Annotated in this window: 14 protein-coding genes; 9 read left to right on the plus strand and 5 right to left on the minus strand. The window is 72.4% G+C overall.

The window, feature by feature from the left end; genetic code table 11:
• Positions 1-267 precede the first annotated feature (267 nt).
• Complete coding sequence (locus AB0L29_RS04435) at positions 268-1,797, plus strand: MFS transporter (RefSeq protein WP_365823198.1); 1,530 nt, start codon at positions 268-270, stop codon at positions 1,795-1,797.
• A gap of 206 nt (positions 1,798-2,003) precedes the next feature.
• Here AB0L29_RS04435 and AB0L29_RS04440 read toward each other — a convergent pair whose 3' ends face one another.
• Positions 2,004-2,570: a MarR family transcriptional regulator gene (locus tag AB0L29_RS04440; RefSeq protein WP_365823200.1), complete on the minus strand. Its 567-nt coding sequence runs from the start codon at positions 2,568-2,570 to the stop codon at positions 2,004-2,006.
• Positions 2,571-2,688: 118 nt separating this feature from the next.
• Here AB0L29_RS04440 and AB0L29_RS04445 point away from each other — a divergent pair, with 118 nt between their 5' ends.
• The 3 genes from AB0L29_RS04445 (at position 2,689) to AB0L29_RS04455 (ending at position 6,220) form a co-directional block, all read left to right on the plus strand.
• Complete coding sequence (locus tag AB0L29_RS04445) at positions 2,689-3,474, plus strand: class III extradiol ring-cleavage dioxygenase (RefSeq protein WP_365823202.1); 786 nt, start codon at positions 2,689-2,691, stop codon at positions 3,472-3,474.
• 537 nt (positions 3,475-4,011) lie between these two features.
• The gene (locus AB0L29_RS04450) at positions 4,012-5,010 is read left to right on the plus strand and encodes a sigma-70 family RNA polymerase sigma factor (protein ID WP_365823204.1); all 999 of its coding nucleotides are present in this window, start codon (positions 4,012-4,014) and stop codon (positions 5,008-5,010) included.
• Positions 5,011-5,584: 574 nt separating this feature from the next.
• Positions 5,585-6,220, plus strand: coding sequence for a helix-turn-helix domain-containing protein (locus AB0L29_RS04455; protein ID WP_365823437.1), 636 nt, complete (start codon positions 5,585-5,587; stop codon positions 6,218-6,220).
• Between the two features lie 40 nt (positions 6,221-6,260).
• On the opposite strand, the gene AB0L29_RS04460 is transcribed toward AB0L29_RS04455, so the two are convergent.
• The 3 genes from AB0L29_RS04460 to AB0L29_RS04470 all read right to left on the minus strand — a co-directional run bounded on the left by AB0L29_RS04460 (position 6,261) and on the right by AB0L29_RS04470 (position 10,955).
• On the minus strand, positions 6,261-7,718 hold the full coding sequence (locus AB0L29_RS04460; protein WP_365823206.1) for a hypothetical protein: 1,458 nt from the start codon (positions 7,716-7,718) through the stop codon (positions 6,261-6,263).
• Positions 7,719-8,388: 670 nt separating this feature from the next.
• Positions 8,389-9,849: a hypothetical protein gene (locus AB0L29_RS04465; protein WP_365823208.1), complete on the minus strand. Its 1,461-nt coding sequence runs from the start codon at positions 9,847-9,849 to the stop codon at positions 8,389-8,391.
• Positions 9,850-9,980: 131 nt separating this feature from the next.
• Positions 9,981-10,955 (minus strand): YafY family protein, encoded by a 975-nt coding sequence (locus AB0L29_RS04470; RefSeq protein WP_365823210.1) that lies wholly within the window; start codon positions 10,953-10,955, stop codon positions 9,981-9,983.
• Between the two features lie 62 nt (positions 10,956-11,017).
• Between AB0L29_RS04470 and AB0L29_RS04475 the strand changes: the two genes are divergently transcribed.
• From AB0L29_RS04475 to AB0L29_RS04495, 5 genes are all read left to right on the plus strand, one after another.
• A complete protein-coding gene (locus tag AB0L29_RS04475) occupies positions 11,018-12,535 on the plus strand; it encodes an MFS transporter (protein WP_365823211.1) in 1,518 nt (505 codons plus the stop codon).
• A gap of 241 nt (positions 12,536-12,776) precedes the next feature.
• On the plus strand, positions 12,777-13,538 hold the full coding sequence (locus tag AB0L29_RS04480) for a DeoR/GlpR family DNA-binding transcription regulator (protein WP_365823212.1): 762 nt from the start codon (positions 12,777-12,779) through the stop codon (positions 13,536-13,538).
• Complete coding sequence (pfkB, locus tag AB0L29_RS04485) at positions 13,535-14,482, plus strand: 1-phosphofructokinase (RefSeq protein WP_365823213.1); 948 nt, start codon at positions 13,535-13,537, stop codon at positions 14,480-14,482. The genes AB0L29_RS04480 and pfkB overlap by 4 nt, the downstream gene beginning before the upstream one ends.
• A 205-nt stretch (positions 14,483-14,687) precedes the next feature.
• On the plus strand, positions 14,688-16,787 hold the full coding sequence (locus AB0L29_RS04490; protein WP_365823214.1) for a fructose-specific PTS transporter subunit EIIC: 2,100 nt from the start codon (positions 14,688-14,690) through the stop codon (positions 16,785-16,787).
• Between the two features lie 130 nt (positions 16,788-16,917).
• Positions 16,918-17,169: a hypothetical protein gene (locus AB0L29_RS04495; RefSeq protein ID WP_365823216.1), complete on the plus strand. Its 252-nt coding sequence runs from the start codon at positions 16,918-16,920 to the stop codon at positions 17,167-17,169.
• Between the two features lie 114 nt (positions 17,170-17,283).
• Here the strand turns inward: AB0L29_RS04495 and AB0L29_RS04500 are convergent, their stop codons facing one another.
• The gene (locus tag AB0L29_RS04500) at positions 17,284-18,030 is read right to left on the minus strand and encodes a DUF6227 family protein (RefSeq protein ID WP_365823218.1); all 747 of its coding nucleotides are present in this window, start codon (positions 18,028-18,030) and stop codon (positions 17,284-17,286) included.
• Positions 18,031-18,097: the final 67 nt, after the last annotated feature.

The raw sequence follows: 18,097 nt of genomic DNA on the forward strand, positions 1-18,097 counted from the left end.
CCGCCCCGTGCGCGCCCCCCCCCCCGCCCCGCCCCCCCCCCCCGGGCCCGGGGGGGGGGGCCCGCGGGGGCCCCCCCCCCCCGACCGCTCCACCGGCCGTCCCGCCGGCCACCCGACCGATTAGTCCAGCGCACCGCCCCGGTCATCCCTCCCGCCGGGCTTCCGGCCGTCAACGACGACGAGTCGTTCGCCTTTTAGTCACTTTCATCACCTTTTCTGTCACCAGTCCCGTTTTTTCCGTCACGAAGTCCCGAAGTGGGTACCCCCATGTCTGAAACAGCCTCGAAGGCCCTGGGCGCACCGGACGCCAACCGCTGGAAAGCGCTCGTCTTCATCGCGCTCGCGCAGCTCATGGTCGTCCTCGACGCCACCATCGTGAACATCGCCCTGCCCTCCGCCCAGCAGGACCTCGGCATCTCCGACGGCAACCGCCAGTGGGTGGTCACGGCCTACGCCCTCGCCTTCGGCGGTCTGCTGCTGTTCGGCGGACGCATAGCCGACCTGTGGGGCCGCAAGCGCACCTTCGTCCTCGGCCTGGCCGGCTTCGCCGCCGCCTCCGCGCTGGGCGGCGCGGCCACCAACGAGGCGATGATGTTCGGCTCCCGCGCCCTGCAGGGCGTCTTCGGCGCCCTGCTCGCGCCCGCCGCGCTGTCCCTGCTCGCCGTGATGTTCACGGACGCCAAGGAGCGCGCCAAGGCGTTCGGCATCTACGGCGCGATCGCCGGCGGCGGCGGTGCCGTCGGCCTGATCCTCGGCGGTTTCCTCACCGAGTACCTGGACTGGCGCTGGACGTTCTTCGTGAACATCCCGTTCGCCATGGTCGCCGCGGCCGGCGCCTGGTTCGTCATCCGCGAGCCGGAGGGCGGCCGCAACCGCTCGCCGCTCGACATCCCCGGCGTCATCCTGTCCACGCTCGGCCTGGTCGCCCTGGTCTACGGCTTCACCCGCGCCGAGTCCGACGGCTGGAGCGACTCCGTCACCGTGGCCATGTTCGTCGCGTCGGTGGTGCTGCTCGCCGCCTTCGTCGCCGTCGAGGCCAAGGTCAAGGCCCCGCTGCTGCCGCTGCGCGTGATCACCGAGCGCAACCGCGGCGGGATCTACCTCTCCCTGGGCCTGGCGATCATCGCGATGTTCGGCCTGTTCCTCTTCCTGACCTACTACCTGCAGGTCGTGAAGGGCTACTCGCCGGTGAGGACCGGCTTCGCCTTCCTGCCGATGATCGCGGGCATGATCACCGGCTCCACCCAGATCGGCACCCGCCTGATGACCCGGGTCGCGCCGCGCCTGCTGATGGGCCCCGGTTTCCTGGTCGCCGCGCTCGGCATGCTGCTGCTGACCCAGCTGGAGATCGACTCCTCGTACACCGCCCTGCTGCTGCCCGCGATGCTGCTGCTCGGCCTCGGCATGGGAACGGCGTTCATGCCGGCCATGTCCCTGGCCACCCAGGGCGTCGAGCCGCGGGACGCCGGTGTCGCCTCCGCGATGGTCAACACCTCGCAGCAGGTGGGCGGCGCGATCGGCACGGCCCTGCTGAACACGATCGCCGCCTCGGCCACCACGTCCTACATCACCGACCACATCGCCGGGGCCACCAGCCGGTCGCAGCAGCAGCTCGTCCAGCTGGAGGGCATGGTGCAGGGCTACACCAGCGCGATCTGGTTCGCCGTCGGCATCCTCGTGGCGGCCTCGGCCATCGCCCTGACCTTCGTCAACGCCGGCCGCCCGGGCGGCACCACCGTGGTCGGCTCCGGCGAGGGCGCGAAGGAGGAGCTGGCCGTCCCGGTGGTCGTCCACTGACGGACGGCACCGGGCCGCCCGCCGGCGGCGTCGCCGGCGCGGCCCGGCCGTACCCCGTCGTGACCCGGGGACACCCCTTCGGACCCCCCGTGCGGTCAAGGCCTTCGGCCTTGGTCCCGCGGGTTCCGGGCCCGTCGTGCGGAGGAGGAGGGGACGCCTCGTCCGCACGGCTTCCCCGGACCTGCCCCGGCTCCGCCGATGAGCGGTCAGCGGAGCCAGGGCAGGTCCGCACCCGCTTCCTTGGGCTGAAGTCCCTCGGCGATGATCCGCATGATCTCGCCGAGGGACTTCTGCTGTTCGGGGGTGAGCCGGTCGAAGACCGCCTGGCGCACGGCGGCGACATGGCCCGGCGCGGAGCGGCTGAGCACGTCGTGGCCCTCGTCGGTCAGCACCGCGAACTGGCCGCGCTTGTCGGACGGGCAGTCCTCGCGCCGGACCCAGCCGTTCTTCTCCAGCCGGGCGACGGCGTGGGACAGCCGGGAGCGGGTGATCTTCGCGTGCATGGCCAGCTCCGTCATCCGCAGCCGGCGCCGCGGGGACTCGGCGAGCTGGACCAGGAGGCCGTAATAGACGTGCGGCATGCCCGCGTCGCGCTGGAGCTGGCGGTCGAGGTGGTCGTCGAGGAGGGTGGTGGCCTCGATGTAAGAACGCCAGACGCCCTGCTCCTCGTCGGTGAGCCAGCGGGGTTCGTCGGCCGGTGCCGGCTGCGGTGCCGATGCCGGCTGCGGTGTCGTCGCCGATGCCTTGGCCGGGGCGGATGCAGGTGCCTTCATGCCTCTACTCTACGACCACTGTCCTTTAAATTTAAACAAATGGGGTGTACAGTCGGTTTTCAGGAAGCTTGAGGGTTCAAGCTCCGTGTGATCCGCCGTTCCGGAGGGAGCCGCCGCCATGTCCGCCGCCACCCGGGAGCGCATGCCCGCCCTGTACCTCAGTCACGGCGCCCCGCCGCTGGCCGACGACCCCGTCTGGCCCGGCGAACTCGCCGCCTGGTCCGCCGCCCTGCCGCGCCCCAGGGCGATCCTCATGGTCTCCGCCCACTGGGAGGAGGCCCCGCTCGCCCTCGGCGCCACCGAGACGGTCCCGCTCGTCCACGACTTCTGGGGCTTCCCCGAGCACTACTACCGCGTCACGTACGGGGCCCCCGGCGCGCCCGGGCTGGCCGCGTCCGTGCGCAAGCTGCTGCGCGCCCCGGGCACACCCGTGCAGGACATCCCGGACCGCGGCCTGGACCACGGCGCCTACGTGCCGCTCGTCGAGATGTACCCCGACGCCGACATCCCGGTCCTGCAGATCTCCCTGCCGACCCTCGACCCGGCCGGGCTCATGGAGATCGGCCGCAAGCTGGCGCCGCTGCGCGACGAGGGCGTGCTGATCGTCGGTTCCGGCTTCTTCACCCACAATCTGGCCGCGCTGCGGCAGGGCGGCGTCCCCGCGTGGTCGGCGGAGTTCGACGACTGGGGCCGCCGGGCCCTGGAGGCCCGGGACGTCGACGCGCTGCTCGACTTCACCCGCAAGTCCCCGGCCGGCCGGTTCGCCCACCCGCGCACCGAGCACTTCGCCCCGCTCTTCGTGGCCATGGGCGCCGCCGACGCGACCGGGGAGCTGGATGCGCAGCGGTCGGTGATCGAGGGGTTCTGGATGGGGCTGGCGAAGCGGTCGGTGCAGTTCGGCTGAGTGGCGGCCCGCGAGCCGCGCGGGCGGGACCGGGCGGGGGCGGGGCCCGGATCGGGCGCGGGGCGGGACCCGGGCGGGCGCGGGGTGGGATCCGGGCGGGGCACCCGGGGTCGGCGTCCAGGGTCCGCATCCGCTGCGTGCGCGTGTCCGTGGCAACCATCGGCCGCCGCCGCCCGTCTTCCGGGTGGGAGGGCGGCCGGGGCGGCGTACTCCCTTGGAGTGAGGGGAACGGTGCCGCGTGTGATCGACGTCTCACCTTCGGAGTGGGTCCGGCGGTGACCGGGTACTCCGGAACCGTCCTCGGCTCCCGGCCTGACCTGGACCTCTGCGCGCTCCGGCGGCATCTCGCCCGGCCGTGCGGCGGCACAGGGTACTGCATGATCAGAAAAATCGAGGGGCGGGTTGGGAATTCTGTCCGGTTTCCAGTCGTTGTTTCCCACGGATGCAGGGCACTCGACCAGAGTCCGGAGGGACCCGAGGACGGTGCCGAGCGTCTGAAGGACCACCCGCTGACCTCATCATCGCAAGGGAGCACGCATGGCAACCCGTGCCGTCGCCCGTCGTCAGTCCGCCACCGGCGAGACGGTCGACGCGGCAAGCAGTGTTCGCGCCCATGGCGGCGAGATCGCCGACCGCGACCTGGTCGGCATGTACCTCGACGAAATCGCGCGTACACCGCTGCTCGACGCCGCCAAGGAAGTCGAGCTGTCGCAGATCATCGAGGCGGGTGTGTTCGCGCAGCAGATCCTCGACGGCTACGAGGAGACCAAGGCGGATGCCAGCCGCGAAGAGCTCGAGGCCCTGGTCGCCGAGGGGGAGCGCGCCAAGGACATCTTCATCCGCTCCAACCTCCGCCTGGTCGTCGCCGTCGCCCGCCGCTACCCCCGCAGCGGTCTGCCGCTGCTGGACCTGATCCAGGAGGGCAACGCCGGCCTGGTGCGCGCGGTCGAGAAGTTCGACTACCGCAAGGGCTTCAAGTTCTCCACGTACGCGACCTGGTGGATCCGCCAGGCCATCACGCGGTCGATAGCCGACCAGTCGCGCACCATCCGCCTGCCCGTCCACCTGGTGGAGGAGCTGGGCCGGATCCGGCGCGTACAGCGCGAGTTCAACCGCGAGCACGGCCGGGACCCGGAGCCCGCGGAGATCGCCGCCGAGCTCGGCTCGACGCCGGAGCGCATCACCGACGTGCTCGACTGGGCCCGCGACCCGGTCTCGCTGAACATGTCGGTGGACGACGAGGGCGAGACCCAGTTCGGCGACCTGCTGGAGGACACCTCCGCGGTGTCGCCGGAGCAGTCGGTGCTGACGCTGCTGCGCAGCGAGGAGCTCGACGACCTCATCGGCCGCCTCGACCGGCGCACGGCGTCCATCATCAAGATGCGGTACGGCATCGAGGACGGCCGCGAGCGCACGCTGACCGAGGTCGGCAAGGAGCACGGCCTGACGCGCGAGCGCATCCGGCAGATCGAGAAGCACGCCCTGCTGGAGCTGAAGAAGCTGGCCCGGGACACCGGGTTCGACGCGGCGGCCTGAGGCGGTCCGGCGCGCGGGCGCCGCACGGCCGACGAGGCCGGCCGCCGGCCCGGGCCGGGAAGCCGGCCGCGGCGGGCGCGCAGGGCCCGCCGGGCGGCGGACCGCGTACGCCGGGTGGCGAAAGACCGCGCAAACATGGCGGTGGAACGCCGCTTCAAGTGACAGGGCTCCGGGAACAAGACTCCAGGGCACGGGAGTTCGAGCCGGGGCCGCCCCTTCGGGACCGATTCGGCGGACCCGCCGAGCGGGGCCCGTCGAGCCGTGTCCCCGGAGCCGGACCCCCTCCGCTCCGCCCACCGAGCCACGTCCCGTCGCACATCCCCCCGGCGCCGGGACTTTCCCGAGCCGGGCTTCGGCCGCCCCTCCCCCCCCGGGCGCCGGAGCCCGGCTCCTTCTTTCACGCCTGGGCGGGCCACCACGGACATGCCTGGAGAGCGGGCCACCCCGAACCTGAACCCCGGGGTGGCCCGCCAGGTGACAGATTCTGCCACAGCGGCATAGCCTGCCGGGCGTGAGCAGCACCACCCCGATCCCTCCGCCCTCACTGACCGAACGGCGGAAGGCCGAGACCCGCATGGAGATCGCCCGCGCGGCGGCCGGACTCTTCGTACGGCGCGGCCTGAGGGCCACCCGCGCCGAGGACATCGCCCAGGCCGCGGGAGTCGCCCCGCGCACCTTCTACCGGTACTTCGCCACCAAGGAGGAGGCGGTGGCACCCCTCTACGCGGCGGGTGCCCAGCGCTGGGTGGAGGCCGTGCGCACCGTCCCGGCGGAGGCGTCCGTGCCGCGGGCCCTGGAGAGCGCCGTCCGGCACACGCTGACCCCGGGCCCCGGCATCTCGGCGGCCTCCTGGGAATGGGTCCGCGCCCTGGTCCGGATGGCCGTGGAGAACCCGTCCCTGCGGAAGGTGTGGGCGGAGGTGTGCCAGGGCTCCGAGCGCCTGCTGGTGGAGGTGCTGACGGACCGGCTGAGGGCCGGTCCGCCGGAAGCCGCGCCGACGCCCGGGGCGGACGCCGCCGCGTTCCCGGACCTGCGCCTCGCCGCCGCCGTCGCGAGCGCCGCCGTCCGCGTGGCGGTGGAGGACTGGGCTGCCGGGGACGCCCCGGCACAAGGACCGGACGGGCCGGCGGAACGGGCCCTGCGGAATCTGGGAGCGCTGCGGGACTTCCCGTGGGGGGAGCCGATGATCCGGCGAGAGACGGTCAGCTGAGCGACGCGGGGGGATGGTCACTTGAGCGACGGCGAGGCGGTCACTTGAGCGACAGGGCCTTGTTGACGAAGTCGCCGCAATTCCCGGCCGACGTGAAGGCTTTCGCGGCGTCCCGGAGGGAGACATCGAAGAGGGGGATCTCCGCCAGGGACACCGCGTCCTCGGGCCTGACCGCGGTGAGAGCAGCCCGGTAGCCCTCGGAACTGGCGTGGGCGGGGGGCGTGCCTCGTGCGAGTTCCCGGCCCATCACCTTGGTGAAGACGGCCAGGGCCTCTCCCGAGACGCCGGACGAGTGGAAGTGCTCGGCGCATGTGCGGGTGGCGTACAGCTCGTCCTCGAGGTCCTTCCTGGACAGCTTCGGGGGCTCGACGACCGTGAACCTGGCGCTGCCCTGCTGTGTGCCCTGGTCGAACTTCGCGCGGGTGACGTCCTCCTTCTCCCCGTAAGGCACCTGCGACGCCTTCACCACTGCCCGGATGACGATCCTGACCGTCTTCCCCGGTGCGAGCCGGGCCTCACCCTCCGCGGGGCAGTTCACCACGGTGGCCCCTGCCGTGATGCCGCAGTCGTCGGAGTGGCCCGTCTCCCCGTGCAGTTCCGCGTCCAGCACGGGACGGATCACGCCTCCCCCGGATCCGCCCGGCGTCGCCGCGGACCCCTCCTCGACCGTCAGACCGGTTGCTTCCGCGCGCCCGTGATTGGTGATCCTGATGACGAACGACTGGATCTCCCCCGGCTTCACCGTGGAACTGGAAGGCCTGTTCACGATCTCCAGAAGGGGTTTGTCCGATGGTGTCTTGTTCTGCTTCCTGAGGTCCTCAAAAAGGCGGCTTCCCGTCTCCTTTCCCTTGTCCCGATCTTCCTGTGACGTCGATGGGGAATACGTCTTCACCAGGGTGCTGCTCAACTGCGCCACGGTCCTCCGGATTTCTTCCCGCAGCTTCTGCGGAGTTCCCGGACGGCTGCTGATCTGCTTGCCGAGTGAAATCTCCTCCCTGGCTCTCGCGAACTGCTGGAAATCCTCCTTCGGAGCCTGGGACCTGTGGAGGTGATTCAGGGTCCTGACGTCCTTCTCGTCGGTCTCCGCGTTGAAAGCCAGGAGCCCTTTCGGGGCCTCCGGGTTCGTGAGCAGCCCGAATCCCCCGGTGATCCCTGCCACGATCCGCGCGGAGACGGCCCGCTGCTCGGGCGGCGTCCCGGGGTCCTGGAGCGCCCCCAGTGCTTCGGCCGTCCCCGCCGCGATCCTCGTGCAGGCGGCCCGTTGCCCGTCCGGCGTCCTGGGATCCTGGATCGTCCGCAGCGTCTCGGTCGTCCCTTCCACGATCTTCGTGTAGGTGGCCCGTTCCCCGGGGGGTGTCCCCGGGTCCTGGGCCGTCTTCAGCGTGTCGGTGAGCCGGCCCAGGATCCTGGAGTAGGCGGCCCGTTCCTCGGGCGGTGTCTTTGAATCCCGGATCATCTCCAGCAGCCCGGTCAGCCCCTGTTCGACCTCCTCCTTCACCTCCTCCGGCACGTTCAGCCCGGCCGTGCGCGCCTCCAGCGCCTTCGCTCTCTCCGCGGGGGCGGTCGGCAGACCCGCCGGACCGGTCGGCGTGCCGGTCTCGCTCGATGTGCCGGGCCGGTCCGGTGTGCCGGATCCGGGCGGCGTGTCGGACCCGCCCGGGGTGTCGGACCCGTCCGGGGTGCCGGATCCGCCTGGTGTGTCGGATCCGCCTGGTGTGTCGGACCCCGAGGGCGTGCCCGGCTCCGACGTACCGGGTTCCGGAACACCGGTCGGTGAGGTGTCGGGTTCCGGCGTCGGAGAGCCGGGAGGCCGGGCCGGCACCACAGTCGCGGCTCGGGCCGCCTGGGACGCGGTCACGGAACCGGTCGCGCCCGCCGTCAGCACGAGCGCCGCGGCCAGGCAGGACGTGCAGCCGGAAAGCCGGGAGACCCGTCGCCGGGCGGTTTTGGTCATGACGCGTCCAGGGAGCACTGTGCGATGTGCGGATTCGCCCTCGCAGGCATTGCCCGCCAAGGCCCGACGGCCGGGCCCGGATCACCGGAGATCCATTGCTCAACGGTGCGCATACGCTATGAGAAAACTCTCGTTCCCCTGGGTGCATCCCGCAACCCGGCGTACGGCGTGCACGGCAGACGCCACCGACCACGGACAGGCACCGGTTCAGGAATCAACTTCCGGAAGGGGGTGACAACGCCGCGACCGGTACCCTCGTCGAAACGATGCGTTGCTCAACGCCGTACCGATTCGCTTCCCTCTCGCTCTCCCTCTGCAATTCCTTCAGGTCGGGATTGCTTCTGGGGTCGAATCGGTAGGACGAGATGATGCATTCGTAGTCCGATTCCTCCGGCGAGCCGAACCGGGCCACCGTCACGTACCGGGGGTTGCGCGTGACGTTGATGATGTTGTTGTTGTGGCGCACCTCGCCTTCGTATATGAGCATCGCGCTGCATCTTTCGGGTTCGCAGTAGAACCGTCCCTGATCCTTCCGCCAGGAGGGGTGCGCCTGCTGTAGTTCCGCGAGGTCGATCCTTCCGCGGTCCATCCTCATGACCACGATGTCCAACTCGGCTTCCAGCAGGTCGTATTCGACGCTCTTCGGGATCTGGATGATCTTCTCCTTGGTGTGCTCCTCTCCCGGATGCAGCCAGTAGCCCGGACCGGTGAACTGTCCGGTGCTTATCGTCCGGTGGCTGACCTGGGCGACGTGGAGTTCCGCGTCGCGTCCTTCTTCCATCGCCTCCCTCCACTCCTTCAGCTCCCTGTCGCTGGCCGAGTACTCGGCCAGACGCCCCTGGACCAGGTAGTTGTCCCCGATGATGTACGCCGGAACCTTTCCGGTGTTCTCCACCCGAAATGTCAGCGGGATGTGCAGGAAGGGGCGCACGGGGTCGGCGCGAGGAGTGCCGAACCGTGCCGCGAGAGCGATGTAGAACGGGGCCGAGGCGGGCTGGTACACGGCCGAATAGGTGAAGTTGGTGACGGCCAGCAGTCCGGAGAGGGCCACTCCGGCCGCGAATCCCCTGGGGTGGGGGACCACCGTCCACACCTGCTCCCGCAGCAGCAGGAAGAGGGCCCACAGGGACCATGCCAGGAGCAGCAGGTAGGACGGCAGGTAAGGCGTCGGTTCCCTTTCCTGGAGCCACACGAACAGGAAGAGGCTTTCCGTGGCCAGGGTGATCAGCACCCCGATCAGGACAACGGCTCCTGAATACCTGAACTGCCGTTTTCCCCAGTGGTCGAGAGCCGCCAGCGCCGCCATGCCCTGCACGGCGCCCGCCAGGACGAAGAGGGATCCGGTGAGGCGCTGTGCGAAGGTCAGCGCCCCCAGGGCGTCCGGTGACCCGACGACGACGAGCAGGATCATGGATCCGACGAGACCCGCCGTCATGAGCGCCGCGGCCGTGCGCCTTCTCCCTCTGCGGTCGGGCCAGACCCCGCTGCCGGCCCCGCGCCAGACGATCACTCTCCGGTCCTCGAGATCCGTGTCCTGCGGGTGTCCGAGCCTGCCGAGGACCTTGCGCAGTCCGCGCGGCGACCAGGCGCTGCCCACGGTCCTGCCGCCCACACTGACTGCGCGAAGGCCCCGGCCGTCCGGCGGCTCCACGATCACCCTGGGAGTCTTCTCCATAAGGGACAGCCTTGACAATGAACCGACAAGCCGCAGCCGGGCTTGCTCCGTCCGGTCCCCCGACGCGTGGGCGCGGCGCCCCGTGACGGGACCGCGCGCCCTCCCCGGCCGCAGCGCCGGGCGGCTTCACGTCACGCTCCGCCGTCCTTTGCCGCCCGGCTCAGCCGAGCCCCCAACTCCCTGGCACACCGCACGAGTTCCTCCGGCTCCCGTACCGTGAAGTCGAACCCCAGCATCGCCAGCCGGACCGCCAGCCACTCCATGTTCTCCGTCGTCCTGGCCCGCAGGAGGCAACTGCGCTCGTCGACCGGCTCGGGGGGACCGAGCCAGCCGGGCAGGCGCGCGGCGACGGCGTCGGCGGGGGCGGCGAAGGCGACGGTGACGTCGTACGTCTCCTGCCGGCGCTGCATCGACCGGCGCAGGTACTCCGCGGCGCTTCCCGTCGGCAGCTCGCGCGGGGTGAACCGTGCCCCCGTCGCGAAGGGGGCGCCGACCCGGTCCACGCGGAACGTGCGCCAGTCGGAACGGCCGAGGTCGTAGGCGACGAGGTACCAGCGCCGCCCGGTCGACACCAGCCGGTACGGCTCGGTCTCGCGCCGCGACTCGGTGCCGTCGGCGGCGCGGTAGGAGAACCGCAGCCGCTCCCGCCCGGCCACCGCCGACGCCATGACGGTCAGCGTCTCGGGCGCGATGCTCGGCCCGTCGCCGCTGGTCAGGGGAGTGGTCGCGGCCTGCAGGGTGGTCACGCGGTGGCGCAGCCGGCCGGGCAGCACCTGCTCCAGCTTCGCCAGGGCCCGTACCGACGCCTCGTCGACGCCCTCCACGGCGTGGCCCGCCCCGGCGCGCAGCCCGACCGCGATCGCCACCGCCTCCTCGTCGTCGAGGACGAGCGGGGGCATGGCCTTGCCCGCGACCAGCCGGTAGCCGCCGTCGGACCCCTTGGTCGCCTGCACGGGATAGCCCAGCTCGCGCAGCCGGTCGATGTCCCGCCGGACCGTGCGCCGGGAGACCCCGAGCCGGTCGGCGAGCTCGCCGCCGGGCCATTCGCGGGGCGTCTGGAGGAGGGAGAGCAACTGGAGGATCCGGGCCGGGGTGTCCGTCGTCATGCGTCCCAGGATGCCGGAGCACGAGGACATGATCTGACCTAATGGGGTTCTAGTTTCGGGACATGACCTCCACCGAGACCCTCATGAGCAAGCCCGGCGAGGTGCCGGACCGCCGCCGCTGGTTCGCCCTCGCCATCGTGATGACCGCGGCCTTCATGGATCTGGTCGACGTCACGATCGTCAACATCGCCGTCCCGTCGATCCAGCGCGACGAGGGCGCCTCCTTCAGCCAGATCCAGTGGATCACGGCGGGTTACGCGCTCGCCTTCGCCGCCGGGCTCGTCACCGGCGGGCGGCTCGGCGACATCCACGGCCGCAAGCGGGTGTTCCTGGTCGGCATGGGCGGCTTCACCCTCGCCTCCGCGCTGTGCGGCCTGGCCGTGAACCCGGAGATGCTGGTCGCCTCCCGCATCCTGCAGGGCGCCATGGCGGCGCTGATGGTGCCGCAGGTGCTGTCGATCGTGCACGCGACCTTCCCGGCGCACGAACGCGGCAAGGTCTTCGGGCTGTTCGGCGCGATCGTCGGCCTGGGCGCGGTCTCCGGTCCGCTGCTCGGCGCGCTGCTGACCGAGGGCGACCTCTTCGGACTCGCATGGCGCCCGATCTTCCTGATCAACCTGCCGGTCGGCGTCGCGGGCCTGGTCCTCGGCAGCCGCTTCATCACCGAGTCCAAGGCGCCGCGGGCCCTGAAACTGGACCTGGTGGGCGTCCTCCTGGTGACCCTGGGCCTGCTGATGCTGCTCTACCCGCTCACCCGCGGCCGTGAGCTGGGCTGGCCGCTGTGGGGTTACCTCTCGATGGCCGGCGCGCCGGCCGTCTTCGCGGCGCTGGTGGCGTACGAGCGGCGCAAGGGCGCGCGGGACGGCTCCCCGCTGATCGAGCTGTCGCTGTTCCGGGTGAAGAGCTTCGCGGCCGGTATCGCCGTCCAGACCGTCTTCGGGCTCGCACTCGGCGTGTTCTTCCTGGTGTGGACGCTGTACATGCAGGTGGGCCTCGGCTGGGGTCCGCTGAAGGCCGGGCTGACCGGCGTGCCCTTCTCGGTCGCCGTGTCGGCCGCGGCGGGGATGTCGGTGCAGAAGCTGGTGCCGCGTTTCGGGCGCAAGGTGCTCCAGACGGGCGCGCTGCTGCTGGCCGCCGGGGTCCTGCTCTACATCTGGGAGTCCGAGCGGTACGGGGCGGCCGTCACCCCCTGGCAGATGGCGCTCCCGCTGGTCGTCATGGGTACCGGCATGGGCCTGATCGTCGCCCCGCTGACGGACGCGATCCTGTCCGGGGTGCCGCGTGCGCACGCCGGTTCGGCCTCCGGGCTCATCAACACGGTGCAGCAGATGGGCCACGCGCTTGGGCTCGGGCTGGTGTCGGTGGTGTTCTTCGGGGTGATCGGCGACCACCTGCGCCCCGCCGAGGTGGGCCCGGCCTTCGTGGACGCCTTCCAGCACGCGCTGGGGTGGGTCGCCGCGGTGCTGGGCGTGATCTTCCTGCTGATGTTCGCCCTGCCGAAGCGGCCCGCGCAGCACCTGGAGGGGGCCGGGCGGGACGACGTCCGGGCGGCGGACAGGGAGCCCGAGCTCGTCCCCTGAGGTCCCGGACCGGCCTTGGGGCCGGCCGGTCGGGGGCGGCCGGTCGTGGGGCCGTCCGGTCGTGGAAGGGGCCCGGCACCTCAGGTGCCGGGCCCCTTCTTCCGTACGCCGCCACGGAAGCGAAAGCCCGGTCACGTCTGTTTGATTTCCGATTGAGCCCGAACCTGTTTACTTTCCGGGCATCCCGACGTAGCCTCCCGCCTGAAACCACACGTTCGGGCAGAGTCGGAGGCGAACGGACATGTACGCACCGGAGCGGCAGCAGGAGATCCTCCGGCTCGCCCGGGACAGCGGCCGGGTGGACGTGGTGTCGCTCGCCGAGGAACTCCAGGTGACGGCGGAGACGATCCGCCGCGACCTGAAGGCCCTCGACCGCGCCGGCCTGGTCCGCCGGGTGCACGGCGGCGCCATCCCGGTGGGGCGCCTCGACTTCGAGCCGGACCTCGCCGAACGGGAGTCGACGGCCGCCGACGAGAAGGACCGCATCGCCAAGGCCGCCCTGGCGGAACTGCCGGCCGAGGGCACGGTGATCCTCGACGCCGGCACGACGGTGGCCCGCCTCGCCGCCGCCCTGCCGCTGGAGGCCTCGCTCACCGTCGTCACGCACAGCCTGCCCATCGCCGCCCGCCTCGCGGACCACCCCGGCATCCAGCTCCACCTCGTCGGGGGGCGCGTACGGCACCGCACGCGTGCCGCCGTGGACGCCTGGGCGCTGCGCGCGTACGGCGAGATCCGCGCCGACGTCCTGTTCGTCGCCGCCAACGGCTTCTCCCCCGAGCACGGTCTGACCACCCCCGACCTCGCCGAGGCCGCCGTCAAACGCGCGGCCGTGGCCGCCGCCCGCCGCGTGGTGCTGCTCGCCGACTCCGCCAAGCACGGCCAGGAGCACTTCGCCCGCTTCGGCGACCTGGGCGACGTGGACCTGCTGATCACCGACGGCGGGCTGAGCCCCGAGGACACCGTCGCCATCGAGCGCGGCGGCACGGAAGTGGTACGCGCATGATCCTCACCGTCACCCCGAACCCGTCCCTGGACCGCACCTACGAGGTCCCCTCCCTCGACCGCGGCGAGGTCGTCCGCGCCACCGGCGAGCGCATGGACCCGGGCGGCAAGGGCGTGAACGTCTCGCGCGCGGTCGCCGCGGCGGGGCGGCGCACGGTTGCCGTACTGCCCCTGGGCGGGGCGCCGGGCGCGCTCGTCGCCGATCTGCTCGACGCGCAGGGCATCGAGGTCGCGCCGGTCCCGGTCGCCGGGGCCACCCGCTCCAACATCGCGCTCGCGGAGGCGGACGGCATCCTGACGAAGATCAACGCGCCGGGTCCGCAGCTGTCGCCGGCCGAGCAGGAGCTGCTGCTGGAGACCGTGCGGCGCCAGTCGCGGGGCGCCGACTGGATCGCCTGCTGCGGCAGCCTGCCGCGCGGGCTCGCCCCGTCCTGGTACGCCGAGCTGGTCGCCCGGGCGCACGCCGCCGGCGTACGCATCGCGCTGGACACCTCCGGACCCGCGCTGCTCCGGGCGCTGCGCGAGCGGCCCGACGTGGTGAAGCCGAACGCCGAGGAGCTCGCGGAGGCGGTCGGACGCCCCCTGGCCACCGTCGGCGACGCGCTGAAGGCCGCCGAGGAGCTGCGCGCAATGGGCGCGCGGGCCGTGCTCGCCAGCCTGGGCGCCGACGGGCAGCTGCTCGTGGACGACGCCGGCGCCTGGTTCGGCACCGCGCGCGTGGACGCCGTCCGCAGCAATGTCGGGGCCGGCGACTCCTCCCTCGCCGGATTCCTGATCGCCGGCGGACGCGGACCGCAGGCGCTCGCCTCGGCTCTCGCGCACGGCGCGGCGGCGGTCCGGCTGCCCGGCAGCGTCATGCCGGCGCCGGGCGACCTGGACCCGGCCGCGGTGACGGTCACCTCACAGGTCCCGGTGGACCGCGCGCTGAAGGAGCCGGTGCCATGACGCACCCCGCGTCGCACGCCCCGGCCCGGACACGGCGGGGCGCCCCGTCACCCGCCGCCGACGGGCGGCAGGCCGCCTTGAGCCGCTCTGCCGCCCCCGGGACGCGGGGTCTGCCCGGTCCCGCCCGCCCCACCCCCCACCGCACCCCCGTCCCCTCTTCCGCCCACCCCACGTGCCGGGCGATACGCGTGCGAAGGAGCCCGCGATGAGCGACATGATCACCGCGGACCTGGTCGATCTCGACCTGTCCGCCGACACCAAGGAAGCGGCGGCGCGTGCCCTCGCCGAGCGCATGGTGGCCCTGGGCCGGGTGACCGACCTGGAGGGCTTCCTCGCCGACGTGGCCGCCCGCGAGGCGCAGATGCCCACCGGCCTCGACGGCGGCATCGGCATCCCGCACTGCCGCAGCGCGCACGTCACCGAACCCACGCTCGCCTTCGGCCGCAGCGCGCACGGCGTCGACTTCGGCGCGGCGGACGGACCCGCCGACCTGATCTTCCTGATCGCCGCGCCGGCCGGGGCCGACGACGCCCACCTGACGATCCTGTCGTCGCTGGCCCGGCAGCTGATGAACACCGAGTTCACCGACGCGCTCAGGGCGGCGGCGGACGCGGCGTCCGCGGCGGCCCTGATCCGGGGAGACCGCCCCGCGCCGCCCGGAAACGGACCGGCAGGGACCGGGGACGATCCCGCGCAGGCCGGTGACCGGCCCGCACCGGCGGGTTCCGAGGACCCCGTGGCGCCGGCGGAAGCGGCCTCTTCCGCCGGCGCCACGGCCCCCGCGCGGGCGCCGGAGACCGAGCGCCCGTTCCGCATCGTCGCCGTGACCTCCTGCCCGACCGGCATCGCCCACACCTACATGGCGGCCGAGTCGCTGGAGAACGCCGGCCGCGAGGCGGGCGTCGAGATCGTCGTCGAGACGCAGGGCTCGGCCGGCTTCACCCGGCTCGACCCGGCCGTGATCGCGGCGGCGGACGGCGTGATCCTCGCGCACGACGTCGCCGTACGGGAGAAGGACCGTTTCGCCGGGAAGCCCACCGTGGACACCGGGGTGAAGGCGGCCGTCAACCGGCCCGCCGAACTGATCGCCGAGGTCCGCGCCAAGGCCGCGCGGGGCGAGGTCACGGCCGCGGCCGGGCCCGGCGCCACCCCCGTCGAGCGGGCGGGCGGGCCCGGCGAGGGCTACGGCACCAAGCTGCGCAAGTGGCTGATGTCCGGCGTGAGCTACATGGTCCCGTTCGTCGCGGCGGGCGGTCTGCTGATCGCCCTCGGCTTCGCGATCGGCGGCTACCGGATCAACGAGGCCAAGCCGGTCACCGAGCACTTCGACTGGGGCCAGGCCGACAGCTGGGGCGCGCTGCTGTTCCAGATCGGCGCGGCGGCCTTCGGCTTCCTCGTCCCCGTCCTCGCCGGATACATCGCCTACGGCATGGCCGACCGGCCCGGTCTGGTGCCCGGCTTCGTCGGCGGCGCCCTCTCCGTGTCGATCGGCGCGGGCTTCCTCGGCGGTCTGGTGGCCGGCCTGATCGCCGGCGGCGTGGTCCTCGCGATCCAGCGGATCCCCGTCCCGCCGGTGCTGCGCGGCATCATGCCGGTGGTGGTGATCCCGCTGGTGTCCTCGGCGGTCGTCGGGTTCCTGATGTTCGTCGTCGTCGGCAAGCCGATCTCCGAGGTGCAGAAGGGCCTGACCGACTGGCTCGGCGGCCTGTCGGGCACCAACGCCGTCCTGCTCGGAGTGCTGCTCGGCCTGATGATGTGCTTCGACCTCGGCGGCCCGGTCAACAAGGTCGCCTACACCTTCGCCACGGCCGGCATCTCGGTCGCCGACCCCGGCGACTCGGCGATGAAGATCATGGCCGCGGTGATGGCCGCCGGCATGGTCCCCCCGCTGGGCATGGCCCTGGCCACCACGGTGCGCAGGAAGCTGTTCACCCCCGCCGAGCGCGAGAACGGCAAGGCGGCCTGGGTGCTCGGCGCGTCCTTCATCTCCGAGGGCGCGATCCCGTTCGCCGCCGCCGACCCCCTGCGGGTCATCCCCGCCTCCATGGCGGGCGGCGCGGTCACCGGCGCCCTGACCATGGCGTTCGGCTCGACCCTGCGCGCCCCGCACGGCGGCGTCTGGGTCACCTTCCTGATCGGCAGGCCGTTCCTCTACCTGCTGGCCATCGCGGCCGGCACGGCGGTCACGGCGGGTCTGGTCATCGTCCTGAAGGGCATGCGCGGGACCCGGCCGGACACCGCGGCCGAGGAGTCCGGCGCGGGAACGGCGGCTGCGGCGGAGGCGAAGCAGCCGGTGGCGGCGTGAGCACCCGGCCGGAGTGAGGCGCCTCCCGGTCCCTTTGGTCCCTCTGTGAGGTGTTCACGCCATTTGCGAGATGGGTCACGATCAGCACGGTCCGGGGCACAAGTCCCGGACCGTGCTGTGTACTGGGGCCATGTCTGAGCGCGACTCGATCCTGCGACTGACGGGCACGGCCCTGCTGACCCTGGCTGCCGGCGCCTGGGCGGTCGGCCTGGTGCGCGTCCTGCGCCGCGGCCGGGCCGAGGCCTCCTGGCCCACCGCGCCCCGCCTCGACGCCCTCCCGGAGCAGCGGCGGACGGGCCCCGACCTGGAGGCGGTCGAACTGACCCCGGCGGAACGGGCCGCCTTCGCGGGCCTGGTACGGCGGCTCGGCGAGAGCGACTGAGCCGCGCGGCGGACCGGGCACCGCGCTTCGCCCGGTCGGGTCATCCCCGGCGGCCGGCCGGGAACGGAGCCCCGCCCGGCGGCGCTCAGGACACCCGGTGCCGCGCGACGGCGCTCAGGACACCTGCGCCGCCCGCCGCTCCATCGCCTCCCGGGCCGCGTCCTCGGTGAGGTACACCTCGCACATGTGCCGCCCGTCGGGTGTGGCGGTGTGCTCGACCTCCCAGAGGGAGACCTCCTTGCCGTCGCGCAGCAGGAACGCGTGCTCGTAGAGCGAGAAGCTCACCCCGGCCCGCCCCGCGCGGCTCGGGCGGCCGAAGGCCTGGGTGATCTGGTGCGCGAACGCCGTGGTCAGCAGCGCGGCCGTGTCGGCGCCCGGCCGGTCGGGGTTCTCCGCCCGGCGCAGTAACCGGCGGGCGTGGTCCGCCGAGTCGTCGGGGAGGTAGGCGTGGCGCGGCACGAGGACCGGCGACAGCTGCACCGTCACCGGCAGTTCGAAGTCGGGCGCGTCCGGCGGCAGCGGCAGCTGGCCCGTGGCGGCGCGCAGCTCCTCCTCGTCGGTGTACACCTCGTGCTGCGGCTCGCTGCCCGGCGCGGTGTTGTGGACCAGCTCCCACAGGGTGAGCGCCGAGCCGTCGGCGAGCAGCCAGGTGTGCCGGTACGTCTCCCGGTGCAGGCCCGCGCTGTGGTGCGCCGAGTGCAGCGAGCTGTCGTACGCCAGCGCGCAGTCCAGCCGCCTTATCGTCTCGTCGGGCAGTTCGAAGGAGTTCAGGGCACGGCCAAGGAGTCGCGCGAGGTGCTCCTCCGGAGACTCGGGCGAGTCGTGGGGTTCGTACGCTGCCGTCTCGTACGGAACGCTCAAGGTTTCTCCCGGCGTTGCTGCATGTCACCTAGTGGGTGCATACCGTAGCCCCTCGGTCGGACATCGT

This window comes from Streptomyces sp. NPDC052701, assembly GCF_040678355.1.
GTDB lineage: Bacteria > Actinomycetota > Actinomycetes > Streptomycetales > Streptomycetaceae > Streptomyces.